The organism is Burkholderia sp. FL-7-2-10-S1-D7 (genome assembly GCF_001524185.1).
Taxonomy (GTDB): Bacteria; Pseudomonadota; Gammaproteobacteria; order Burkholderiales; family Burkholderiaceae; genus Burkholderia; species Burkholderia diffusa.
On record NZ_LOWY01000014.1, the window covers coordinates 276849 to 295432 of the forward strand.

Sequence of the window (18584 nt, forward strand, 5' to 3'; positions counted from 1 at the left end):
CGCGCGTGGCGCGCAGCGACCCGGCCCGCATCGCCCGATGCAGGTCACGCGACCTTGAACTGCCCGACCGTCGTCGCGAGCGCGTTCGCCTGCGTCTGCAGCGCGGTCGCCGCAGCGGTCGACTGTTCGACGAGCGCCGCGTTCTGCTGCACCATTTCGTCGAGTTGCGTGACCGCGCGGTTCACTTCCTGGATGCCGCGCGTCTGCTCGTTCGCCGCGTGCGTGATCTCGGAGATGATCGTCGTCACATTGGCGACGTTCGACACGATTTCGCGCATCGTGTCGCCGGCCTGGCGCACCTGTCCCGACCCGGCCGACACGCTCGCCACCGTCGACTCGACCAGCACCTTCACCTCGCGCGCGGCCTGCGCGCTGCGTTGCGCGAGACTGCGCACTTCCTGCGCGACGACCGCGAAACCGCGCCCTTGCTCGCCGGCACGCGCGGCTTCCACCGCCGCGTTCAGCGCGAGGATGTTGGTCTGGAACGCGATCCCGTCGATCACGCCGATGATGTCGCCGATCCGGCCCGACGCTTCCTCGATCTTCCCCATCGTCGACACCACGTCCGACACGACCGCGCCGCCGTGCGACGCGATGCGCGACGCGGCGGCCGCCCGTTCGTCGGCCTGGCTGGCAGCGGCCGCCGACTGGCCGACCGTCGCGGTGATCTCTTCCATCGAGGCGGCCGTTTCCTGGAGGCTCGCCGCCGCCGATTCGGTCCGCGACGACAGGTCCTGGTTGCCCGCGGCGATCTCGTTCGCGGCCGTGCGCACCGATTCGCTCGCGTCGCGAATCTGCCGCATCACGTCGTTCAGCTTGTCGACGAAGCTGTTGAACGAGCGCGCGATGTCGGCGACTTCGTCGCTGCCTTCAGCCGGCAGGCGCTGCGTCAGGTCGCCGGTGCCCGAGCCGATCGACGCCATCGCCTGGCGCACCTGCGACAGCCGGCGGAACGCCGTTGCCGTGATCGCGCCGACGATCAGCGACGCGACGCCCACGATCACCACCAGCGTGATCAGCGATGCGGTCAGCAGCGAGCGCATCCCTGCCGTCGCTTCCGATTTGTCGAGCAGGACCAGCGCGTACCAGTCGGTGCCCGGCACGGCCTGCGCGCGCACCAGCTTCGCGTCGCCCCCCACGTGCACTTCGACCGGCGCGACGGCCGCTGCCAGCGACGCGACGCCCATGCCGCCGAGGTCGGGCGACACGTCGGCGACCGGCTTCAGCGTGAGCTTCGCGTCCGGATGCGCGACGACGTGGCCGCTGCTGTCGATCAACATCCCGAAGCTCGCGGGCGTCGGGTGGATCGACTTCACGTTCGCGATCACGCTGTCCATCGCGACGTCGGCCGCGACGACACCCTTCAGCGCGCCGTCGCGCAGGATCGGGACCGCGAACGTGACGACCAGGTTGCCGGTTCCCGCATCGACGTACGGCGGCGTGACGACCGGCTTGCCGGCCTGTGCGGCCTGCTTGTACCACGGGCGGCCGGTCGGATCGTAGTCGGGCGGGATGCCGGTCGGGTCGGAGAAACGGAACACCTTGTCCGCGTAGCCCGCGTAGACGTTCGTGAAGCCGCCGGCCGCGGCCATCTGCTTGAACACCGGCAGCGGATCGGGCGACAGCGCGGCGTCCTGCAGCGACGCGATCATCCGGCTTCGGGTCGCGACCCAGTCGCCGATGCCGACCACGTGGCCGCTGGCGACGGATTTCAGGTTGCGGTCGATCGCATCTTCGTTATAGGTGCGCGCGATGAAGTAATTGATCAGCGTGGTGGCGACGAGCGCGAATACGACGATGGCGACGCACGCTGCAAGAATGCGTGTGCGGAGGGACGAGAGCATGGCAACGACTCGGTAAGGGAGCGCGAACGCCCGGTGGACGAATTGTCCGGGTAAACGGCATTCGCGCCACGAACTTGAGGTCGTTGTGTCGATTCGATGAAACGTATGACGAAAGACGCCGACGGCCGCGCGTGCGTTGTCGGCACGCTTGCGCGCAGCGGTTGCCGATACGGCATGCCTGCGCGTCGGCGTCGGTCGGCAATCGGTCGGCAGTCGGCCGCTGTCCCGGCGTCGATGGCGCTGGCCGCGGCGGGCCTCCTTACAGACGCTGACTGGTACTCGTATCCGGCTCCCGGTTCGGCGTACTGGCTGGCGTGTCGCGCTCGAGTTCGTCCTGTCTGCGCATCCGTTCGCGCAGGTGGCGGATCGCGAACACGTGGATGTAGTCGTGCACGCGGGCATCGGACGACAACGCCCGCACTTCGTCGTCGAGCATCGTGCGCAACTGGTCGGCGCCGATCGCGCGCTCTTCGGCGACGGCCTTCAAAGCATCAAGCAGATTGTCCTGTGACATCGACGAGCTCCTGACGGTCGAGTAACGAGAGGAAAATGACGCTACTGGAAGATTAGAGACTGGACAGCCGCCCAGCGTACGATGCGCCGAAGCGTGTTTGCGCGCGATCAACGGCACGTAGCGTGTCGCCGAGCCGATCCGTCGCTGGATCGGCTCGCGCGCAGGATTCGCGGCGCGCGTGGCCCGCGAACGACTGGAAGGATTGCCCACGCCCCCCGGAGGCGCGGCATCGCCGATCGCGCGTACGACGAACCGTCGCGCGACGCCGATGCAACGGAAAACTTAGACCGGCCGAAATCCCGCGTCAAGCGATGATCGCCGGCCGCGATTCGTCTGTTCGAATGCACCGGATCGGGGGCCGAACATCGCTTGATGACTCCCCTTGCGCCGCCGCAACCGATCGTCGGCCGTGCGTGTCAGCGGATTCCGATACCGTACGCGCAATGTCTGACAGCGACTTCAGCCCGCGCCGATTGGCAACGCGGCCTGCCCGGCGGATACTGCAGTCATGAACGATGCGTTCATACCCGGTCATCGCTCAGCCGGCCATCGAGCCGGCACGCGGGGTCGGGCGCAGGGAGACCATCATGGCCCATCGCAACTTCCCGGCGCGGGACGGACAGCGGCGCACGCGCCTGCTGTTCGCGACTGCCGTGCCGGTCGCAATCCGCCCGCCCGACGATCTCGACGCGCTGCTCGCGCTCGCGCGCGAATCGGGTCTGCTCGTCACGCTCGACGGGCAGATCGGCCGCGAGAAATATCAGAGCGTCGCGGGGTCGGTGCTCGCGCTGCAGCGCTTCGCCGCCGCCCTCTGCGCGCGGGCCGGTGCCGACGCACCGGTCGTCGTGAGGCCGCGCCGCAAGGCGCGCCCCGGCTGGCCGCGGCTGCGCAATCGCAGGCCGGGCGGACGAGGACGGCTGCATGGCGTGCGTCGGCGCGCACGCGTATGCCGCGGCGCCCGCAGCGGGCACGGCCTGCGAGCGCCTCGCGTCGCGTAAAGGCCGAAAAAAGCCGAACGCAGCCGACGCGGCGCGGGGCTGCGCGATGGCGACGAGGGCTGTCACGCCAATCGGCAACGACCGCTGCGCGCCATCACATCGCGTGCCGCCACACGCCGTTCCGCACGGCGGGATCGAGCAAGACAATACCTGCGAGGAAAGTAGTCTGCACGGGGCCAGGAAGCGGACGGGGTGAAAATCACCCCGTCCGTCATTCCAAGGCAGCCGTCGGCTGCCTACCCTCGCGCCAGAGAGTTCGTGATCGGCTGATGCGCCACGCGCTGCGTGGCACGGTTCCGGAAATCGGTTGAAGCGCAAACTAACAGCGTCAGATATGCGCCCGTTCGCGCGGTTCTGGACCTGGCGTGTCGAATCGCCGCGTCGCGCACGGACGACGAGCAACCCGCCACGCCGGACGATTTGTCACCCTCTCATACCAGGCGCACGGCAATTCTGATCCAGATCAACAAAAGTCCGCTTCTGCACCATTGCGTCGCGATTTTCACTCCGCGCCGCGCACGAGCAGCACCGGCACCTGCGCGAGATGCGCGATCCGGCGCGCCACGCTGCCGATCAGCCACGCCGCGATGCCGCGCCGGCCGTGCGTGCCGACCACCAGCAGTTCCGCATGCCAGTGCACCGCGTCGCGCATCAGCGCATGGGCGACGTCGTCGCTGGTCGGGCGAGTTTCGACAATGCCGCGCTTGGTCGGGTTCCCCGTTGCATGGAACAGCGGGCCGATCCGTGCCAGCGCGTCCTCGCCCTCCGCGCGATACGCATCCTCGAGCGCGCGCACCGGCACAAGATCCGTCAGACGGACCGCGCGATCGACGACATAGGCCGCATACAGCAGCGTCGTCGGCGCCGCGAAGCCGAGCCCGACGCGCACCGCATGCAGCGACGGCTCGCTGCCGTCCACGGCGAACATCAGGCGCTGCAGCGGCCCTTCCGACGGTCGCGTGTAGTCGGCGGGTACGATCAGCAGCGCGCAGCGTGCGCGTGAGGCCAGCGTGTCGGACACCGCGCCCTCGACGAGCCGCAACAGTCCATGGTGCGGATTGGCGCCGACCACGAGCACGTCGGCGTGCGATGCCGACGTGTCGTTCGCGAGTGCATCGGCCACCGTGCCGCCCGTGACCGACGTGTCGATGATCACCTGTTCGATCTCCGCGCCGCTCCCGGCGAACAGTGCCGCGATGCGCTCGAGCGTCGCCTGCGCTTCGCGCGTCATCTCCTCGCGCGCCGAGGTCAGCAGCGCATCGACGCGCGGAATGTCGGGCAGCACGAGACGCGGATTGTCGATCGCGCAGACGATGCGCACCTGCATGCCGGGACGCAGCAGCGTGCGCATGTAGCGCGCGGCGGCCAGCGACTCCGGCGTCAGGTCGACGGCCAGCGAAATTCGAGCGAGCGGCGGGATGGTCGGGCTGGATTGCATGGCGAAGGTCTCCTGGCGGACGCGTCGTCGCGGACGACGACCGGAGCTTCGCGCGGGCAGCTGCGCGCGGCGGACGAACGGCCGACGCGGTCGCAGGGATCGGCGGACGGCCACGCGAAGCGTGGACAACGATTCAAACAGCATATGTCGTCCGGCCCCCGCGTGCATGATCGCGATCAAACCCCGTGCGGGCCGCCATGCGCCGCCGCACGCGTGCGGCACGCGGCGCGGCGACTTTTGCCCCGGTTTGCTTACGACTTCGTCGACGCGGGTGCGCCCGCGCGGTTCGCATGGAACACCGCGTATGCGATGCCGAGCAGCACGATCCACGCCGGGCCGATCACGAGCGCGACACGCGTGTCCGGCGTGAATGCCATCAGCACGACGACCAGCGCGAGAAACCCGAGCGCGACGAACGAGCCGAGCGGATAGAACGGCACGCGGATCGGCAGGCGCGCGATCTTGTCGGCAGACAGCGTGCGGCGAAAGCGCATCTGCGCGATCAGGATCACGCACCACGTCCAGATCGCGCCGAACGTCGACACCGACGTCAGCCACGTGAACACCTGCTGCGGCGCCAGATAGTTGAGCAGCACGCCGATCAGCAGCAGCGCGACCGACACGGCGACGCCGTACACCGGCACTCCGTTGCGGTTCACGCGACCGAGGCTGGCCGGCGCCTGGCCCTGCTGCGCGAGGTTGTAGAGCATCCGCGCGGTGCTGAACAGCCCGCTGTTGCACGACGACAGCGCCGCGGTCAGCACGACGAAGTTGATGATGCCAGCGGCCGCCGGGATCCCGAGCCGCGAGAACGTCATCACGAACGGGCTTCCCTGCGTGCCGATCTGGTCCCACGGATAGAGCGACATGATCACGAACAGCGCGCCGATGTAGAAGATCAGCACGCGCCAGAATACCGAGTTCACCGCCTTCGTCAGCGACTTCTCCGGATTGCGCGCCTCGCCGGCCGTGAGGCCGAGCATCTCGACGCCGAGATACGCGAACATCACGATCGGCAGCGCGCCGATGACGCCGTCGATGCCGTTCGGCATGAAGCCGCCATGGGCCCACAGGTTCGAGATGCCCGTCGCGACGCCGCCGTTACCGATGCCGAACGCGATCATGAGGCCGCCGCCGATGATCATCAGCACGATCGTGACGATCTTGATCAGCGCGAACCAGAACTCGAATTCGCCGTACAGCTTGACCGCGATGAAGTTCACCGCGCCCATCGCCGTGAGCGCCGCGAGCGCCCAGATCCAGTTCGGCACGCCTGGGAACCACATGTGCATGTAGACGCCGACTGCGGTGATCTCCGCCATGCAGGTGACGATCCACACGAACCAGTAGGTCCAGCCGGTCAGGTAGCCCGCGAGCGGGCCGAGGTAGTCGCGCGCATAGCGGCTGAACGCGCCGGCGACCGGATTGGTGATCGCCATTTCGCCGAGCGCGCGCATGATCAGGAAAATCGCGATGCCGCCCAGCAGGTAGGTCAGCAGGATGGCCGGGCCCGCCGTGCGGATCGCGGTGGCCGAGCCGAGGAACAGGCCGACGCCGATCGTCGCGCCGAGCGCCATCAGGTTGATGTGTCGCTCCTCCAGCCCGCGGTGCAGCTGGTCTTCTGGTTGTTTCAAGTCCGTCTCCTGGCAGCCGCGAACGGGCCGCCGTCATTGTGGATGTCAATGCGTGGCCGTTCATGCCGATACCGGAAAACCGAAAACGCAAAACCCCCACCGCCGTTTTCCGGATGAAAAACGTTGCGGATACTGCGCCACTCCGATTGGAATCGCCGTTGATTATCGACATTCTCCGGAACAATCCGGAAAACGGATCCGGCCTTTCACGGGTTAAGCCCGTGCGGCCCGTTCGACGGGGATGTGCGCGTGGTGGTCGGCTACGGGATCAACCGTTTTCGGTGCGAACGAACGCGCGTCGAATGCGCGCAATCAAGCACGCAATATGCAGGCGGGATTATAAGAATAATCAGCGGTTTCTCGCCAGCCGATTTTTAGCGGTAATGCGATGTGTGAAATCGGAGGCCAAATCGGGATGTGCGCGGGATCCCGCGCACGATTTATTTCGACAGCGTCGCCCGCACCGTATATTCGCCTGCGAGCGCCCCATGCTCCGGCCGCACGAAATACCTCGATGAATCGAGATCGGCCGGCAGCGGCTCGACCGGATAGCCGTGCTTCTCCCACGCATCGAGCCCGCCCTTCAGCGCCTTGATGTTGTGAAGCATCTTCTTGCGCTGCATCTTCGCGATCAGGCGTTTCGCCGTTGCCTCGTTCGGGCACACGCAATACACGACGATCGGCCGCTTCAGCAGCTCCGGATCCAGCAGGTCAGGCGAATCGAGATCGACCGGCACCGCGCCGGAGATCCGATACGGCTCGCGTTCGCGAATCGCGCGCGGCCGTGCATCGAAGATCAGCGGCGGCTCGTTCGAGGTCATCATCTCGACGAGCTGCGGCGGGGAGATGCGCACCTGCGCGAGGTAGCGGCGGAACTGCACGCGGCGCACCCAGCGGTAGAGCAGGAACGTGATGAAGATCGCGAGGAATGCGTCGAGGATCGTGCCGCCGCTCGCGCGCACCCACAGCACGAACTGCACGATCTGCTCATGCACGGCCGCGCCGCCGATGAGCCAGAACGCAGCCCACAGCGACGCGCCGGCCAGATCCCAGAACAGGAACACGCCGATGCCGATCGCGGTCGTGCCGAGCAGCGGCGCCGACACAAGGCCGAGGCCCGGCAGGAATTTGGAAAGGACGAGCAGCGGCGCGCCGAATCTTTCGAATACATTACGCGCGAAGCGCAGCGTCGTGTCGAGCGACAGCGAGAATCGCACGAGGCCGTTCAGCAAGCGACGGCCGCGCGTGCGGCCCATGAAGAACCACAGCGAATCGGCAAGCATCGTCGCGCCGATCGCCGCCGCGAACATGCTTGTCCAGGACGCCTGCCCCATCGCCGCCATCGTACCGCCGAGAATCAGCATCGGCACGGCCGGCACCGGCACGCCGAGCTGCGTGATCAGTACGCTCGCGAACACGGCCCACGGGCCGAGCGACGAGGGAATCGCAATGGGAAAGTGCCACACGGCGGCGCTCCTGAAAGACATGCTGACCGTGCCACGGGGGAGGCCGTCGATACGGCTGACAGCGGTCGCCGCGGCACGTCCGCGGCCGATCCTGCACAGTCGTGCATTCTAAACGGGTTTGGCCCGGACCGCGCGGAACACCTACCGTTGGCGGCGGCCGCCGCGCTCACGCGTCGGGGCGCTGCGCGAGCCCCGCCACGTATTCCGCGTACTCGGGGAACGCCGCGGCCAGTACCGTCGCGTCCGCGAGTTCGAATTCCGCGAACTCGAACCCGGGTGCGACCGTGCAGCCGACGAGCGCGACGTGCTCCGGCGACGCGCAACGCGCGCCGAACCAGCGCCCGGCCGGCACGACCGCCTGGAATACGGTGCCGGGATGCGTGAGCGGGTTGCCGAGCCGGTGGATCGTCAGCCCCTCGCGCTCGTCGAGCACCCACACTTCGAGCGGATCGCCCGCGTAGAAGTGCCAGACCTCGTCGGAACGGATCCGGTGCCACGACGAATACGCGCCGTCGCACAACAGGTAATAGATTGCGGTCGACGCCGCGCGTGGCGCGCCGTCGGCCGGACGCACGACCGTGTCGGCCGCGCGGTAGGTTTCCCGGAAATAGCCGCCCTCGGGGTGCGGTTGCAGATCGAACTGGTGAATCAGGTCGGCGGCGGAGATCGGCATGGCGGATGACGTCGGTGAAGGATTGAACCGGGCACGCGACACACGGCCCGGCCGCTCGGGAATCCCATCGGCCGACGTCGCGTGCCGCTGCGTCGATCGCCGCGGCCATGCACGCAGCGACGGGATCGCGCGCTGAACGCGGCGCGCGACGATGAAGCGAACACCGGCCGATGCTGCCAGAAGTGCGGGACGCGACGCAACCGGCGCTACGCGCTCACGCCGTAGCGACGCAAGATATCGGCGGCACGTCGATCGATGCAGCGGACGCACCGCCGCGCCCGTCATCACACCGCCATCACACCGCCATCACACCGCCATCCGCGCGGCAGCCGCCTGCCCGCCGCTCACGGCGCGACGCCGCACCGCGCCGTCACGCGGTTGGCGCCGCGGCCGGCTCGTCGTGGCGCACCAGCAGCACGGGCCGATCGGCCGCGCGCAGCAGCGATTCCGCGACACTGCCGAGCAGCAGCCGGCGCAGGCCGTGCCGCCCGCTCGTGCCCATCACGATCAGATCGGCGCCGGCCTCGGCCGCCGTGCGCATCAGCACCGCGGCGATGTCCTCGCCGTACGCGTCGAGCGCGCGCACGGTGCCCGGCACGTGCCGCTGCGCGAGCGCCGCCTTCGCATCGTCGAGCACGAGCGTCGCCGCTTCGGCTGCCGCCGCGTCGCCGTCGTGTTCGGCCGCGAAGCCCGCATCGACGTCGACGAGCTGCGGCCGGTGCTCAACGACATACGCGCACGTGACCTCGCCGCCGGATGCCGCCGCGATCCGGATCGCCTCGTTCAGCGCAAGACGCGCACTCGGGCCCCCATCGAGCCCGACGAAAATCCGCTTGTACATGGTCCGCCCTCCGACCGGAAGCCCGCCGCACATCGCGCGAACGACGCCCCCGTCACCGCAAGCCGGCCCGATGCCGGCTCGCCTGCCGAACAGTCTGCCCCACGTGCGGACACACCGGTTGACGCGTATCAATCGCGGCCGGAACGCCCGCTGCACCGCCTGACTATCTCATTTTTAGCTGACCCTATTACAAAAAACGTGTAAAACGCGCACAATTTCATCTTGAAAATAGATACCGCACGCGGCCGGTGCGATTTTTCCCGGTTATACCGCGCCGCCCGAGTGCCACGGGCGGCCCCGACACCAGAATGGCCATCGAATGACCGCCAGTGGAACCCCGCCGCGTGACGCCCGAGGGCCCGCGCGCTTCCAGATCATGTTACGCCAGCCGCTCACGGCTGGCGTCGTTGCGCTGTTCGCTGGCGCGGCGCTGTCGCTCGGCGTTGCGCTGCTCGTTCGCGAGCAGTGGCAAGGCGCCGTCCATACGCGCTTCGAGCGACGCACCACGCACGTGACGGCGATGCTGCGCCACGAGCTGCAAGCCGCCGTCGCCGTGCTCGAAAGCACGCGCGGCGCATTCGCGCTCGCGCCACAGATGACGCCCGAGCAATGGCGCCGGTATGCCGACACGCTCGAGCTCGACAGCGGGCGTTCGCCGATCCGGCAGTTCGGCTATGCGCCGCTGTCGCCCGCGGCGCGCAGCGCCCTCGCCGGCCAAGCGCCGATGCCGGCCGGCCCGCTCGCGGTGGCGACGCTCGGTGCGCCCGCGTCAAGCTCGGCCGACGTGCACTTCGGTGCATCGGATCAGGCCCCCCTCGCGCGCGCGCTGCGGACCGGCGATGTCGCACTCGGCATCCATTCGGCCGACGACGACGCATCACGCGATGCGCGCACCCTCACGCTGTTCCTGCCCGCCACGGCTTCACCGCGCACGACCGCCGCACAGGCCGGCGCCCGTGAAACCGGTGCCGACGGCGTGCTGTTCGCGCAGGTGAGCCCGAAAAGCCTGATCGAGCGCGCGCTCGACGCGGAACGCGGGCTCGACCTGCGGTTGAGCGCCGGCGACGATCCTCGGCCGATCGCGAGCGCCGAGACGACGACCGACGAGGCCCTGGCGTCGCCCGACCTGATGCGGCGCAGCGACCAGCTGAATTTCGGCGGGACCGTGCTGACGCTCGCCTATTCCGCGGACGGCCGCCCGAGCGCGACCGGCGCGCAGCGCGCGGCGGGCACGGTGCTCGCCGCAGGGCTGATCGCGTCGTTCGCGTTCGCGGCACTCGTCCATGCGTTGCTGCGCGGCCGCGCCGGCACCGCCGATACGGGCGCCAGCAGCCGCGGCATCCTGAACGAGGCGCGGATGATGGGCATCATCCGTTCGTCGATGGAAGCGATCATCACGATCGACGAGAAGCAGACGGTCGTGATCTTCAACCCGATGGCCGAACAGGTATTCGGCGTATCGGCGATGGAAGCGATCGGCGCGCCGCTGTCGCGCTTCATCCCCGAGCGGTTTCGTGCCGCGCATGCGAAGCACGTCGACCAGTTCGGCGTGACGGGCGTGTCCGAGCGGCAAATGGGCCGTCAGCGCGTGCTGTTCGGGCTGCGCGGCAACGGCGAGGAATTCCCGATCGAGGCGTCGATCTCGCAGATCCGCGACGCGTCGGGCAAGCTCTATACGGTGATGCTGCGCGACATCACCGAGCGGCAGCGCGCCGAGAATGCGCTGAAGCAGTCGCGCGAGGAGCTGCGCGAGCTGTCGGCGAACCTGCAGAACGTGCGCGAAGAGGAAAAGACCCGCATCGCGCGCGAACTGCACGACGACCTCGGGCAGCAGCTCACCGCGCTGAAGATGGACCTGTCGGTCATCGAGCAGCAGCTGCGCGCGCCGAACCGTGCGCAACCCGACGACGACGTGCTGTCGCAACTGCAGGGCATGCGCCGGCTGATCGACGCGACTGTCGCGTCGGTGCGGCGCATCGCAGCCGATCTGCGCCCCGTGATGCTCGACGATCTGGGCCTCGTGCCCGCGATCGAGTGGCTGGCGAACGACTTCACGAACCGCTACGGCATCGACGTCGAACGCCACATCGAAACGGGCGGGCTCTCGTTCACCAGCACCGGGGCGACCACGCTGTTCCGGATCGTCCAGGAAGCGCTGACGAACGTCGCGCGCCATGCGGATGCGACGCGCGTCGCGCTGCGGCTCGACATCGAGGAAGGCTTCTGCGTGCTGCGCGTCGCGGACAACGGCCGCGGTGCGCCACCGGGCGGCACCGCCCACGAGGACAAGTCGTTCGGCCTGATCGGCATTCGCGAACGCGCACACATGCTGGGTGGCAGCGTGACGATCGATACCGCGCTCGCACGCGGCTTCTCGATCACGGTCGCGTTCCCGCTCGGCACCGTTCAACAGGAAACCACCCTCACATGATCAAGGTGCTCATCGCCGACGACCATACGCTCGTGCGCGACGGTCTGCGGCACATTCTCCAGAACGCCACCGCGTTCGAAGTCGCCGGCGAAGCGTGCGACGGGCCGTCGACGATCGCGCTGATTCGTTCGACGCCCGCGCAGGTGCTGGTGCTCGACCTTTCGATGCCGGGCCGCAATGGCGTCGAGCTGATCAAGCAGATCAAGGACGAGAAGCCCGCGCTGCGCGTGCTCGTGCTGACCATGCACGCGGAACAGCAATACGCGGTGCGCGCGTTCCGCGCCGGCGCGTCGGGCTACCTGACCAAGGAAAGCGCGAGCGCCGAACTGGTCGGCGCGGTGACCAAGGTTGCAGCGGGCGGCGTCTACGTGAGTCTCGCGATGGCCGAGCAGTTCGCGCAGAGCCTGAACGAACCGGCCGAGACGCTGCCGCACCAGCGGCTGTCCGATCGCGAGTTCGACGTGTTCCGCCGGATCGCCGCCGGACAGACCCTGACCGAGATCGCGCAGGCGCTGTGCGTGAGCGCGAAGACGGTCAGCACCTACAAGACCCGGATTCTGGAAAAAATGCAGATGCCGCACGAAGCGGCGCTGGTCCGCTACGCGATCCGGCACAAGCTGCTCGACGAAGCGGACGACGTCTAGCCGCACCGTGCCGGCCGCGCGGCGTGCGGGCCGGCCGGACGTTGCACGGCCTTACTTCCCCGGCACCGGACAGGCCAGGTCGCCTTCCTCGCAGGACAGATACCCCTTCAGCGTCTCGTTGCGCGTCTTGGTCAGATCGTCGAGGCAGGTCGACACGACCATCGGATACACGCTGCCGCCTTCGGCGTTCGCGCTGGAGAAGTTGCATTCGGCGTCGCGGTAGGCGATCCACGCGCGCTGCGCGTTCACGAGTTTCTCCGCGAGCGGCTTCGCATCGCGCAGCCGTGCGGTGACGGCCTGGTAAGTGCGGTTCAGATCCGCGTCGGATTTCTTGTACGCGCGATCGGCGCACGCCGTCATCGCCGCCTGATCCGTCGCGTCCGCACAATTCGCCTGCGCATGGGCAACGTTTGCCGTCAGCGCCAGCGCGCACAGCAGACCGGTCAAGACACGCATGGATGCTCCTGTTTGTTTTCGTTGAAGTCGTGGAACGTGATGCCGGGCTTGCCGCCGCGCCTCGGTGCGCGACCTCGCCGGCCGATCGGCGCGACCTCCGTCGCGGCCGCCGCAGCGTGGCAATGCCGACCGCGATGCTAGCGCACACGCGATGGATTGTCAGCCCGCGCCACGCTTGCCGCGCACGCAAAAAAGCCCGCACTCGACACGCGTGCGGGCTTTTCGGTACGGCTTTGCAGGCGGCCCGCAGGCCGCCCGGCCGACGGCTTACTTAGTGACCGAAGTACACCGACGAACGATCGGCTGCTTCCGGCACGGCCACACGCTGGCCCGACTGCGACGACGCGACCGGGCTCGGGCCGTAGCCCGTTACGTCAGCCTGCGCACCGGTGTTCTGTGCCGCGGCGATCTTTGCCTGTGCGGCCTGGATGTTTTCCGGATAGTTGATCCAGTCGTTCGGGTTGTAGCCGGCCTTTTCGAGCTGGACCAGCTCGGCACGCACTTGCGCGCGCGTCAGCGGCTGCTGGTTCGATTGGGCGAACGAGACGACCGGTGCGGCCACCAGAGCGGCCAGTGCAACTGCCTTGATCAGCGATTTCATGATGCGTTACCTCCAAATTGTTTTGTCAGGCGCTTCGGACTCGGTAGTCGTTGCGCATGAATGGAAGTCTAGGAGGCTTGCCTATCAGGGTAAATACTTAAATCGCAAATTCACTGTTGACCGAATCCATACAATTGCCACGCGTTCGGCAGATTCATCAGAGGATTATGGACGCATCCGAACCCAATATGCGGCAGCATGCGTTCGCCCGGGGGATCGACTCGCCCCGCCGTGGACCACCGCGCCGCGGCTGCCACGTTTGCCCCGTTCAAGGCATCAGCGGACCTGATCCGCGTCAGTGGCTCCCATGGACAGGTCGAACAGCAACGCCTTGAGGCGAATCCGGTCGTCGGCAGCCGTTTCGTCGAACGCCGCGTGGTGAAGCGCCCAGCCCGGCATCGCCGGATCGGCATGCACCGCGCGCACCGTGCCGTCGAGCGTGAGCAACGCGACACGGTCCTCCTCCCTATACGGCAACTGCACGTGCAACGGCTCGCCGGCCGCCGCGAGCGCCCGGTCGAGCGCGATCGACAGCCCGTTCAAGCTGAGATCGCGAACGATCCCGATACCCTCCGCGTGCGCCGGCCCGCCCGTGCAGCGGGCCGCGATCCGTACCTGGACGCGCGGCTCCGCGCGCGTGCGCAGCCGCCCGACGAAGCCCGGCGGCGAAAGCACCATGAACGGCGCGGCGCCCGTTGCCTGCACCGCTTCGACCGTCGCACCGAAACGCGACACCGCCGACCGGCCGATCGCGACCGCCTCGACGTCGTCGCCGCGGGCAAAGTCGAGCACGACCGCCGGCTGCGGCTCGACGAACAGCGCACCCGATGCGCCGATCCCGATCAACCGGCAGCGCTGCAGCATGCGGGTCGCGCCAACCCGCCGCCGGATGCCGATCGCGGCGCCGGCCGACAGCCCCATGCGCGCGGCCGCCGGCACGGTGTCGGGCGCCGGCGCGGCGGGCTCGGCGTCATCGCGCCGGCGGACGGGCTGGAAGTGATCGAACAGGAAAGCATGCTGCGCGGGATCGTGCAGCGTCGTGCCGGCGGGCAGCAGCGCGGCGCCGCCCGCATCGTAGAGATCGAAGCCGAGCGGTACGCCGGCGGGGACGTCATCGCGCGCGAGCGCGACGTGATCTGTGATGAACCGCATCGGAAGGGCGCGGAGTGACCGCGCGAGCTGTTGTGACAACGTTATTACGGCAGCATCGCGCGAATCTGAACGTCTCGTTACTCCGAACCGCTGGTCGCGCCGGGTGAAACCGGCGCCGGGGCCGGAGCCGCCGACGGAGCCGGTACGGCCGAAGGTGCGGCCGGGGCGGAGCCGAGGCCCCCGCCGCCCGAGTTGCCCGCCGGCGTCGCGCTGCCTCCCGCCGCCGGCTGCGCGGCCTGCGGTTGCGACGCGCCCGCAGACAGCGCGGCGGCCGATGCAGCCACCTCGGACGCCGGAACCCACTCCTCGACGATACCGCCGGATGCCGCCTCGGGCGCCGACGCAGCCGATGCGGCCGACGCCGCGGCGGCGTCCGCCTCCGGCTGCCGCTCGATACGCTGCGTTCTGACGGGCGCCGGCGCCTGCTTCGGCTCGGGCCCGAACCACCCGTCGAACAGATCCGTCACGCGTTCGCGCACCGACGCGAACCAGCCGGGCGACGGCTCGGTATCGAATTTCAGCTTCGTGTCGACGATCCGGGCGCGTTGCGCGCGCTGGAAGAAGTCGCCGACGATCGGCAGTGCGCTGTGCGCGCCTTGCCCCCAATAGTCGCTGCGCAGCGTCACGCGGCCGTCGTCGAAGCCGACCCACGCACCGGCCACCAGCCCGGGCTGCATCAGGATGAACCAGCCGTCCGCGTTGTCCTGCGTGGTCCCGGTCTTGCCGGCCACGTCGCCGCGAATGCCGAAGCGCGTGCGGATGCTGCTGCCGGTGCCGCGCGTCACCACGTCGCGCATCACGCCGAGCAGCGTCTTGTCGGTCTCGGCGTCGAGCGCGCGCTCGGGCGGCGCCGGCGCATACTCGGCGAGCACGTCGCCCTGGCGGTTCTCGATGCGCGTCACCATCTGCGGCTCGAGGTACAGCCCGCCGTTCGCGATCGTCGCGTACGACGCGACCATCTCCTTCAGCGTCACCGGGCTCGTGCCGAGCGCGAGCGACGGCACGCGCTCGAGCGGACTTTCGCGCACGCCCATGTCGCGCGCGAGCCGCGCCACCGCCGCCGGTCCGACCTTCTCCATCACCTGCGCGGTGATCCGGTTGCGCGACAGCGCGACCGCGTCGCGCAGCGTCATCGGTTTGCCCGACGGCGGCGCGTCGTCATTCGGCCGCCAGATCTCGCCGCCCTTCAGCGGAATCTCGACCGCCTGGTCGATGAAGGTGTCGTCCGGCTTCATCCCGTTCGCGAACGCGACGCCGTAGACGAACGGCTTGAAGGTCGAGCCCGGCTGACGCCGCGCCTGCGCGACGTGATCGAACGGCTCGTTCGTGAAGTCGCGGCTGCCGACCCACGCGCGGATCTGCCCGTCGCGCGGATCGATCGCGACGAAGCCGGCCTGCACGTCGGTTTTCGCCTTGCACAGCGCGCGCATGAAACCGCGGTCGGCGGCGAGTTGCTTCATCGCGGCGGCATCGTTCTTGCCGGCATCCTGCGCGGCCTTGTACTCGGGCGACTCGCGCATGAAGGTGCGGAACACCTCGTTGTCGGTGCCGCAACCGTCGCGGCCGCTCCACGCGTTGTTCGCGATGCCCTGCAACTGGTTCGCCTGCAGCGTGAGCGCCTGGGTCGCCATCTGCTGCAGCCGCGAATCGATCGTGGTGCGCACGACCAGCCCGTCCGAGTAGATGTTGTAGTCGTTGCGGTCGGCCCAGGCGATCAGCCATTTGCGGAGTTGCTGCGCGAAGTGCGGCGCAGGCCCGGGCGGTTCCTTCTGGCGCTCGAAATCGATGCGCAGCGGCCGGCGCTGCAGCTGCGCGAACTGCGCCGGCGACAGCTTGCCGTACTTCACCATCTGGCCGAGCACCGTGTTGCGCCGCTGCAGCGCGCGCTCGGGGTTCAGCACCGGGTTGTAGTAGCTGTTGCCCTTCAGCATCCCGACGAGCGTCGCGCTGTCCAGCACGTCGAGCTCGTCGGCCGACTTGTCGAAATAGGTGCGCGCGGCCATCTCGACGCCGTACGCGTTGTACAGGAACGGCACCGTGTTCAGGTAGGTCTCGAGGATCTGCTCCTTGCTGTACACGGCCTCGATCTTCAGCGCGGTGATCGCCTCCTTCACCTTGCGCGTGAGAGTCGGCGCGCGGCCGATCTCGTCCGGATACAGGTTGCGTGCGAGCTGCTGCGTGATCGTCGAGCCGCCCTGGCGGCTGCCCGAGAACGTATGGAGCGCGGCCGACGCCGTGCGTTTCCAGTCGAGGCCGTGGTGCTCGTAGAAGCGATGGTCCTCGGTCGCGATCAGCGCGTCGACCATGTGCGGCGAGATCTGCTTGAGCGACACCCATTCGCGGTTCGACGGCTTGAATTCCGCCAGCACCTTGCCGTCGGCGGACAGCACCTGCGCGGGCTGGTCGACGCGTGCCTTGCGGATGTCGCCGATGCCGGGCGTGAACGGAATCAGCGCCAGCACGTACAGCAGCAACAGCACCGGCACGGCGGCGGCCGCGCGCAGCACGCCGCGGCGCGTCGGATGACGGAGATGGCGCCAGGCGATGGCCAGGACACGCTTGACGGGCACGGCGGCAGCGGCCGCGACGGGTTGGGCGCGCGCGACCCATTTGGCACAGAGGTCACGCACTGACGACACGTTTCGGCGATTCACGCGGGTGGGGGATCTGCTGGAAAGGCTGCATCGTACCAAAACTCGCGCGGCCCACCGGCCAGCGGCGGTCCCGGGCCCGTGCGAACGGTGCCGGATCGCGCATTTTTACAACAAAAAAGGCGCGCGCCCCACAAAGGAACCGCGCGCCAAGCCTGGTACAACCGGGTGCCGTACGCGACGCTCAGCGCACGAGAAAACCGTAAGTCAACGGGTCGCGTTCGTCGACGATCCAGTTCGCGAACCCGCAGATGTGCGCGCTGCCCTCCACTTCCGGGATCACGGCCGAAATATCGCCGACCGTCGTTTCGCGCAGCACGCGCCCCTTGAACACCGTGCCGACGATCGACTCGTTGACGAGCGTGTCGCCGGCCGCGAGCAGGCCGCGCTGGTACAACTGGGCGACGCGCCCGCCGGTGCCGGAGCCGGTCGGCGAGCGGTCGACCTCGCGATCCGCGAACACGCAGCAGTTCGCCTGTGTCGAGTCCGGATGGCGCGGCGCGTTCGCGATGATCGTGCCGTAGATATGGTTGATGTCGGGGATCTCCGGATGCACGACCGGATATTTCTCGTTCGCGGCGGCCTTCACTTCGGCGCCGAAGCGGATCAGTTTTTCCACCACCGCTTCGCGCACCGGCAGATCGAACGGCGCGCCGTCGACGTAGAAATAGAACGCGCCGCCGTACGCGATGTCGCCGGTCACGGTACCGAACGACGGCGTGTCGACCGACACGTCGCGCTGCCAGATGAACGACGGCACGTTGACGAAGCGCACCGGGCCCGCGTGTTCGCCGTCCCATTTCACGAACGCCTCGATGAAACCGCACGGCGCATCGATGCCGACACGCGTCTCCGGCACCGTGCGCTGCACCCAGCCGAGCTCGACCGCGGCGGTCGACAGCGCGATGATGCCGTGACCGCAATGGTCGCTGTAGCCTTCGTTGTGCACGAATATCACGCCGAAATCCGCGTTCGCCGACACCGGCTCGGTGAGGTAGCCGCCATACATGTCGGCGTGGCCGCGCGGCTCGAACATCAGCGCCGTGCGGATCTCGTCGGCGTTCTCCTTGAGCCACGCGCGGCGCTTGACGATCGTGTCGCCGGGCAGGCGCGGCAGGCCGCTCGTGACGATGCGGAACGCTTCGCCGCCGGTATGGACCTCGACGGTGGAAATGGATCGGGAAATTTTCATGAAGGATCGAAGGCGTGAAGACGAAGGACGGCGCCGCGGCGCCGTCCGG

Annotated in this window: 15 protein-coding genes; 3 read left to right on the forward strand and 12 right to left on the reverse strand. The window is 68.3% G+C overall.

From position 1 onward, the window contains the following. Window positions 1-44: 44 nt before the first annotated feature. Together WS75_RS05755 and WS75_RS05760 are read right to left on the reverse strand one after the other, a co-directional pair. A complete protein-coding gene (locus tag WS75_RS05755; protein WP_059679554.1) occupies window positions 45-1844 on the reverse strand; it encodes a methyl-accepting chemotaxis protein in 1800 nt (599 codons plus the stop codon). Window positions 1845-2103: 259 nt separating this feature from the next. Then, window positions 2104-2358, reverse strand: coding sequence for a DUF3562 domain-containing protein (locus tag WS75_RS05760; RefSeq protein WP_059679555.1), 255 nt, complete (start codon window positions 2356-2358; stop codon window positions 2104-2106). A gap of 587 nt (window positions 2359-2945) precedes the next feature. On the opposite strand from WS75_RS05760, the gene WS75_RS05765 reads away from it, so the two are divergent. Then, a complete protein-coding gene (locus WS75_RS05765) occupies window positions 2946-3356 on the forward strand; it encodes a hypothetical protein (RefSeq protein ID WP_059679556.1) in 411 nt (136 codons plus the stop codon). 502 nt (window positions 3357-3858) lie between these two features. Here WS75_RS05765 and WS75_RS05770 read toward each other — a convergent pair. From WS75_RS05770 to WS75_RS05790, 5 genes are all read right to left on the reverse strand, one after another. Continuing rightward, window positions 3859-4794, reverse strand: coding sequence for a universal stress protein (locus tag WS75_RS05770; protein WP_059679557.1), 936 nt, complete (start codon window positions 4792-4794; stop codon window positions 3859-3861). Between the two features lie 251 nt (window positions 4795-5045). Next, window positions 5046-6428 (reverse strand): amino acid permease, encoded by a 1383-nt coding sequence (locus WS75_RS05775; protein WP_059679558.1) that lies wholly within the window; start codon window positions 6426-6428, stop codon window positions 5046-5048. 440 nt (window positions 6429-6868) lie between these two features. After that, window positions 6869-7894 (reverse strand): DedA family protein/thiosulfate sulfurtransferase GlpE, encoded by a 1026-nt coding sequence (locus tag WS75_RS05780; protein WP_059679739.1) that lies wholly within the window; start codon window positions 7892-7894, stop codon window positions 6869-6871. A gap of 166 nt (window positions 7895-8060) precedes the next feature. After that, entirely contained in the window at window positions 8061-8567 is a 507-nt protein-coding gene (locus tag WS75_RS05785; protein ID WP_059679559.1) for a cupin domain-containing protein, read from the reverse strand. Window positions 8568-8937: 370 nt separating this feature from the next. Beyond that, window positions 8938-9408: a universal stress protein gene (locus WS75_RS05790; RefSeq protein WP_059679560.1), complete on the reverse strand. Its 471-nt coding sequence runs from the start codon at window positions 9406-9408 to the stop codon at window positions 8938-8940. A gap of 319 nt (window positions 9409-9727) precedes the next feature. On the opposite strand from WS75_RS05790, the gene WS75_RS05795 reads away from it, so the two are divergent. Both WS75_RS05795 and WS75_RS05800 read left to right on the forward strand, forming a co-directional pair. Beyond that, window positions 9728-11839, forward strand: a complete 2112-nt coding sequence (locus WS75_RS05795) for a PAS domain-containing sensor histidine kinase (protein WP_059679561.1) — start codon at window positions 9728-9730, stop codon at window positions 11837-11839. Continuing rightward, the gene (locus WS75_RS05800; RefSeq protein WP_059599433.1) at window positions 11836-12483 is read left to right on the forward strand and encodes a response regulator; all 648 of its coding nucleotides are present in this window, start codon (window positions 11836-11838) and stop codon (window positions 12481-12483) included. The genes WS75_RS05795 and WS75_RS05800 overlap by 4 nt, the downstream gene beginning before the upstream one ends. A gap of 51 nt (window positions 12484-12534) precedes the next feature. Here the strand turns inward: WS75_RS05800 and WS75_RS05805 are convergent, their stop codons facing one another. The 5 genes from WS75_RS05805 to lhpH form a co-directional block, all read right to left on the reverse strand. Further along, window positions 12535-12939, reverse strand: a complete 405-nt coding sequence (locus tag WS75_RS05805) for a lysozyme inhibitor LprI family protein (RefSeq protein WP_059599432.1) — start codon at window positions 12937-12939, stop codon at window positions 12535-12537. A 271-nt stretch (window positions 12940-13210) separates the two neighbouring features. Next, window positions 13211-13540, reverse strand: coding sequence for a DUF4148 domain-containing protein (locus tag WS75_RS05810; RefSeq protein WP_059679562.1), 330 nt, complete (start codon window positions 13538-13540; stop codon window positions 13211-13213). A gap of 276 nt (window positions 13541-13816) precedes the next feature. Continuing rightward, window positions 13817-14692, reverse strand: coding sequence for a PilZ domain-containing protein (locus WS75_RS05815; protein WP_059679563.1), 876 nt, complete (start codon window positions 14690-14692; stop codon window positions 13817-13819). A gap of 77 nt (window positions 14693-14769) precedes the next feature. Then, window positions 14770-17331, reverse strand: a complete 2562-nt coding sequence (locus WS75_RS05820; protein WP_179948876.1) for a penicillin-binding protein 1A — start codon at window positions 17329-17331, stop codon at window positions 14770-14772. A gap of 196 nt (window positions 17332-17527) precedes the next feature. After that, on the reverse strand, window positions 17528-18535 hold the full coding sequence (lhpH, locus tag WS75_RS05825; RefSeq protein WP_059679565.1) for a trans-3-hydroxy-L-proline dehydratase: 1008 nt from the start codon (window positions 18533-18535) through the stop codon (window positions 17528-17530). Window positions 18536-18584: the final 49 nt, after the last annotated feature.

Excerpts from the sequence above, each read along its gene's own strand:
- WS75_RS05755 (WP_059679554.1), bottom strand. The coding sequence starts at position 1,844 with ATGCTCTCGTCCCTCCGCACACGCATTCTTGCAGCGTGCGTCGCCATC.
- WS75_RS05760 (WP_059679555.1), bottom strand. The coding sequence starts at position 2,358 with ATGTCACAGGACAATCTGCTTGATGCTTTGAAGGCCGTCGCCGAAGAG.
- WS75_RS05765 (WP_059679556.1), top strand. The coding sequence starts at position 2,946 with ATGGCCCATCGCAACTTCCCGGCGCGGGACGGACAGCGGCGCACGCGC.
- WS75_RS05770 (WP_059679557.1), bottom strand. The coding sequence starts at position 4,794 with ATGCAATCCAGCCCGACCATCCCGCCGCTCGCTCGAATTTCGCTGGCC.
- WS75_RS05785 (WP_059679559.1), bottom strand. The coding sequence starts at position 8,567 with ATGCCGATCTCCGCCGCCGACCTGATTCACCAGTTCGATCTGCAACCG.
- WS75_RS05790 (WP_059679560.1), bottom strand. The coding sequence starts at position 9,408 with ATGTACAAGCGGATTTTCGTCGGGCTCGATGGGGGCCCGAGTGCGCGT.
- WS75_RS05795 (WP_059679561.1), top strand. The coding sequence starts at position 9,728 with ATGACCGCCAGTGGAACCCCGCCGCGTGACGCCCGAGGGCCCGCGCGC.
- WS75_RS05800 (WP_059599433.1), top strand. The coding sequence starts at position 11,836 with ATGATCAAGGTGCTCATCGCCGACGACCATACGCTCGTGCGCGACGGT.
- WS75_RS05805 (WP_059599432.1), bottom strand. The coding sequence starts at position 12,939 with ATGCGTGTCTTGACCGGTCTGCTGTGCGCGCTGGCGCTGACGGCAAAC.
- WS75_RS05810 (WP_059679562.1), bottom strand. The coding sequence starts at position 13,540 with ATGAAATCGCTGATCAAGGCAGTTGCACTGGCCGCTCTGGTGGCCGCA.
- WS75_RS05815 (WP_059679563.1), bottom strand. The coding sequence starts at position 14,692 with ATGCGGTTCATCACAGATCACGTCGCGCTCGCGCGCGATGACGTCCCC.
- lhpH (WP_059679565.1), bottom strand. The coding sequence starts at position 18,535 with ATGAAAATTTCCCGATCCATTTCCACCGTCGAGGTCCATACCGGCGGC.